At 55.9% G+C, this 5088-nt stretch carries 4 protein-coding genes; 1 reads left to right on the top strand and 3 read right to left on the bottom strand.

All coding sequences use genetic code 11. The features are described from left to right. The 3 genes from fni to MVK46_RS10120 all read right to left on the bottom strand — a co-directional run. Positions 1-856 (bottom strand): type 2 isopentenyl-diphosphate Delta-isomerase (gene fni / locus MVK46_RS10110; protein ID WP_297536561.1); only part of this gene is annotated, 856 nt, incomplete at its 3' end. A gap of 34 nt (positions 857-890) precedes the next feature. Further along, complete coding sequence (locus MVK46_RS10115) at positions 891-1694, bottom strand: isopentenyl phosphate kinase (protein ID WP_297536563.1); 804 nt, start codon at positions 1692-1694, stop codon at positions 891-893. Continuing rightward, the gene (locus MVK46_RS10120; protein WP_297536565.1) at positions 1691-2695 is read right to left on the bottom strand and encodes a mevalonate kinase; all 1005 of its coding nucleotides are present in this window, start codon (positions 2693-2695) and stop codon (positions 1691-1693) included. The genes MVK46_RS10115 and MVK46_RS10120 overlap by 4 nt, the downstream gene beginning before the upstream one ends. Before the next feature lie 252 nt (positions 2696-2947). On the opposite strand from MVK46_RS10120, the gene MVK46_RS10125 reads away from it, so the two are divergent. After that, on the top strand, positions 2948-5088 hold a 2141-nt coding region (locus MVK46_RS10125; protein WP_297536568.1), incomplete at its 3' end, for a plasma-membrane proton-efflux P-type ATPase.

A 5088-nucleotide genomic window follows, 5' to 3' on the forward strand; every position in this document is an offset into this window, starting at 1 on the left:
CGTCGCGCATTCCGCCGGTGGCTATAATCGGCAGGTCCGTGGAGTAGCGAACCTCGGCAACGCTTATAGCGGTCTTAATCCCCCAGTCCCAGAACCTGAGGGCAAGGTTCCTGCCGAGCTCGTCCTTCGCGCGGTAGTACTCAACGGCGCTCCAGCTCGTTCCGCCGAGACCGCCGACATCGATGGCGTCAATTCCAATGCTCTCAAGCCTGACCGCGACTTCCTTAGAAACCCCCGCGCCGGTCTCCTTCGCTATTATCGGGTATGGGAACTCGGCCTTGAGCTCTGCCAGAGCTTTGAGAACGCCCCTGTACTGCGTGTCCCCTTCGGGCTGGACGCTCTCCTGAAGGGGGTTCATGTGTATCGCCAGAGCGTCCGCCTGAATCGTCTCGACGGCCTTCAAAGCCTCTTCAATGCCGTAGCGCTCCGGAATTGTTTCGGAGAACTGAGGTGCCCCAAGGTTTCCGACGAGAAAGACGTCTGGAGCGACGTCCCTCACGTAGTAGCTCTCCCAGGTTTCCGGCTTCCTTATCATCGCCCTCTGACTGCCGACGCCCATCGGTATGTTGAGCTCCTGAGCGGCCTTCGCGAGGGTCTTGTTTATCCTTCCGGCGAGCTGGGAACCCTTCGTTCCTCCAGTCATTCCCGCTATGAAAATCGGATAGTCAAAGCGCCTCCCGAGGAACTCGACGCTCAAATCGATTTCATCTTTGTCAATCTCGGGCAAACTCATGTGGACGAAGTGCACGTCCTCAAAACCGTTGGAAAGGTGAGCCTGAACGTTCCTCTTGAGGCAGTGCTCTATGTGCTCGAACTTCCTGATGATGGTCAGCTCTTCCTTATCAAACTCCTCCATTTCCAACCACCGCCAAAACTTCTCCGGAGGATTATTAGGCTTTTGGAATCCTCGTGCCGAAGCCGTCGCCCTTTATGGCCCCCTCAAGCCTGCCCGGAACGAGACCGTTGACGAACCAGACCTCTGAAAAGCGGGCTATCTCCTTCGCTTCCTTCAGCTTGTTTATTATCCCGCCCGTTACGTCTTCTCCCGAGGCCTTCGCCTCCAGCTCCAAGCGCTTTATGAGGGCGTCAATCCTGTCGGCGGGTATCTCGAAGAGGAGCGTTCCCTCTCCCGGCTTTCCGTCGTAGATTCCGTCGACACTCATCAGGAAGATTACCTTTCTGGGCTTGAAGAGCTTGGTGAGGTATGTAACTATCTGGTCGCCGGAGAGTATGTCAACTCCCTTCTTGAGGTCCACGGCAACGTCGCCGAAGAGGACGGGAATGAATCCCGTTTCAATCATCTTCCTGATTGGTTCAACGTCGCCGTAGACGACCCTGTTCGAATCCATGAGGAACACTGACGAGCTTGACACAGACACGGCGGGAAGCCCCTGCTCCATAAAGGCGTTCACGATTCTCACGCTCGCCTCGAGCATCGCGTTGTGGGTCAGGGAAAATCCCCTCTTCCTTTCGAAGAGGTCGCTACCTGAGAGCCCCACAAGACCGTCCCTGATGCCGTACTCCTTGGCAGGTTTGTGGCCGAAGCTCCCGCCCCCATGAACGACGATGAAGCTCTTGTCGGGGTAGAACTTGGCAATCTCCGCCGCTATCGACCGAACGACGTCTTCCCTGAAGTTCTTCCATGGGCCCCTCTTGTCGCTGAAGACGCTCCCACCGAGCTTGACGATTATCACGGAATCACCTCCTCTATCCTGAGACCCTCCCTGCTTATCTTGGTCACCATAGGGGTCCCGCCGGCTATCGTTATGGCGGTGGCGACTTCACTCTGCCTTCCCGGTGCGAGGGCGTACATACAGCCGCCTCCACCGGCTCCGGTTATCTTGGCTCCCAAAGCCCCGGCAGTTCTCGCTGCATAGACCAGCTCGCTGAGTTTTTTCGTTGAAACGCCGAGTGCATCGAGGAGACCGTGGTTTATGTTCATCAGCTTTCCGAGCACCTCAAAGCGAACTTCCTCATCCAGGTCTGAGAGGAGCACATCCCTGGCCTTCTCGACGATTTTTCCCATCGAAACCAGTATAGGCTCAATTATCTCGGGCATCTCCTCGTAGGTTCTCCGGACCATCGCAACAAGTTCTTTCGTCGAGCCGCTCGAACCCGTGTATCCAACGACTATCGGCAGTTCCGTGAAGGGCAGGTGCTCGAACTTGCCCTTCTCGTAGTGAATGAAGCCACCGATGGCCGAAACTGTCGGGTCAATGCCGCTCGACGCCCCCTGAACGAGAAGCTCAACCTTATGGCCGAGCTTTCCGATTTCCTCGTTGCTCAGCTCGAGGCCGAGAAGCTTTGAGACGGCACCGATTGTGGCAACGGCAACGGCGGCAGAGGAACCGAGGCCCGCACCGACGGGAATCTGGGAGGTTATCGAAACCGTTATCCCGCGGTCGTTCCTCTCGGCCTCCTCCTTAACAAGCTCTATGGCCTCCCTAACGTAGCTGAGAACCTCCGCGGCCTTTCCGTAGTCGCTCTCGAAGTAAATCTCGTTCTCGGAGAACGACACTGTAAGTCCGGGAACGCGGATGTCCTTGGCCTCTATTCGTATCGCTCCCCTGTCGTTGAACTCCGCCCTCACGTAAGTTCTAAGGTTTATGGCGGCCGCTATTGCAGGTTTACCGTAAACGACGCTGTGCTCACCAAAGAGGATAATTTTAGCGGGGGCAGAAGCGATGACTCTCATGCCACCACCCACCCGAGTTAGCCGTTGCTTCTAAAAAGCTTTGGGCTGGTTCAACCCTCTAAAAATGGCGTTAGGAGAGCCTAAAACGAAAGATGTAAAAACATCAAAAGATTATCGGGTTATTGAAGTTAACATCAAAGGGATATCGCCGATTGCAGGCATGAAATAACCCTTTCATGCGCAAGGTTTATACGGGGTTTTGCCTACAAGATTATAGTAACAAAATGAAAGAATTACACCGGAGGTGATACAATGGCCGAGAGCAAGCTCCAAAAGATTGCTCAGAAGGCCAAACATATGAGCGTTGAGGAAGTTCTCAAGTTCCTCGAAGTTGACCCAACGAGGGGGCTCAGCGAGGAGGAAGCGAAGCGCCGCCTCCAGGAGGTCGGCCCCAACGAGATTCCCGAGAAGAAGGTGCACCCCCTGATAAAGTTCCTGTCCTATTTCTGGGGGCCGATTCCCTGGATGATTGAGGTTGCAGCGATTCTATCGGCAATCGTTCACCACTGGGAGGACTTCGCGATAATCGTAAGCCTGCTCATCATAAACGGTGTCGTCGGATTCTGGCAGGAGCACAAGGCCGAGAACATCATGGAGTACCTCAAGCAGAAGCTGGCACTTGAGGCGAGGGTTCTCAGGGACGGCCAGTGGAAGACGATTCCCGCGAGGGAGCTGGTTCCGGGCGACATTATAAGGCTGCGCATGGGAGACATAATACCGGCCGACGTGAAGCTCATTGACGGCGACTTTCTCACGGTTGATGAATCCGCGCTGACCGGTGAGAGCGTTCCGGTAACGAAGAAGGTTGGGGACGTCGTCTACAGCGGCTCGGTAGTAAAGCGCGGTGAGATGACCGGCGTCGTCATAGCGACTGGCCTGCACACCTACTTCGGCAGAACCGTCCAGCTCGTCCAGACCGCCAAGACGACCAGCGAGTACCAGAAGCTCGTCATCAACATAGGAAACTACCTCATCGTGCTCAGCGTCATCATGATTGCCATAATGTTCCTCGTCGAGCTTCACAGGGGCAAGCCCTTCATCGAGCTGTTGCGCTTCGCCCTCGTTCTGACGGTAGCCGCCATCCCAGCGGCGTTGCCCGCTGTCATGAGCATAACGATGGCGATAGGTGCCTACGAGCTGGCCAAGAGGCAGGCGATAGTGACGAAGCTCGTGGCCATTGAGGAGCTTGCCGCAGTAGATACGCTCTGTGCCGACAAGACGGGAACGCTCACCAAGAACCAGCTGACCGTCGACAACCCGATAGCGTGGGACGGCTTTACGGTGGATGAGATGCTCTTCTACGCGGCTTTAGCAAGCAAGGAGGAGAACAAGGACCCGATTGACCTCGCCGTTCTGAGGGCGGTCAAGGACAAGGAGAAGCTCAAGAAGTGCAGGCAGATAAAGTTCGTCCCCTTCGACCCGGTCATAAAGCACACCGAGGCGGAGGTCGAGTGCGAGGGCGGAAAGCGCTTCAGGACGGCCAAAGGCGCCCCGCAGGTCATACTCCAGATGGCCAACGCCGACGAGAAGCTCACCAGGGAGGTCATGGAGAAGGTCGAGGAGCTTGCAAAGAAGGGCTACAGGACGCTCGGTGTCGCCGTTGACTTCGGCGACGGCTGGAAGTTCGTCGGACTGATACCGCTGTTCGACCCGCCGCGCGACGACTCCGCCGAGACCATCAAGTTCCTCAAGAGGAACGGAATCCGCGTCAAGATGATTACCGGCGACCACATAGCGATTGCAAAGCAGATAGCCAAGATTCTCGGTATCGGAACCAGAATATACACGGCCGACGAACTCGACAGGGCCAAGGGACACGAACTCGTGGAGCTCTGTGAGAAGGCCGATGGCTTCGCGCAGGTCTATCCGGAGCACAAGTTCAAGATAGTCAAGGCCCTCCAGGAGGCCGGCCACAAGGTCGCGATGACGGGAGATGGAGTCAACGATGCCCCGGCACTGAAGCAGGCGGACGTTGGAATCGCCGTCTCGGGGGCAACTGACGCGGCTAGAGCAGCGGCCGACATAGTTCTACTGGCGGCGGGAATAAGCGTTATCAAGAACGCCATCGTCGAGGCGAGGAAGATATTCCAGAGGATGTACAGTTACGTTGTCTACCGCATCACGGAAACGATTCGCGTGCTGTTCTTCATAACGCTCAGCATACTCGCGTACAACTTCTATCCAGTGACCGCCGTGATGATAATCCTCCTAGCTTTGCTCAACGACCTGCCGATAATCACCATCGCCTACGACAACGTCAAAATCAACCGCTGGCCCGAAAAGTGGAACATCCGCGAAATCCTGACGGTGTCAACAATCATCGGAAGCATGGGCGTCATAGAGACCTTCCTCCTGCTCTGGATAGCAATAAACTACTTCCACATCTCACCCAA

This window comes from Thermococcus sp. (assembly GCF_027066465.1).
Taxonomy (GTDB): Archaea; Methanobacteriota_B; Thermococci; order Thermococcales; family Thermococcaceae; genus Thermococcus.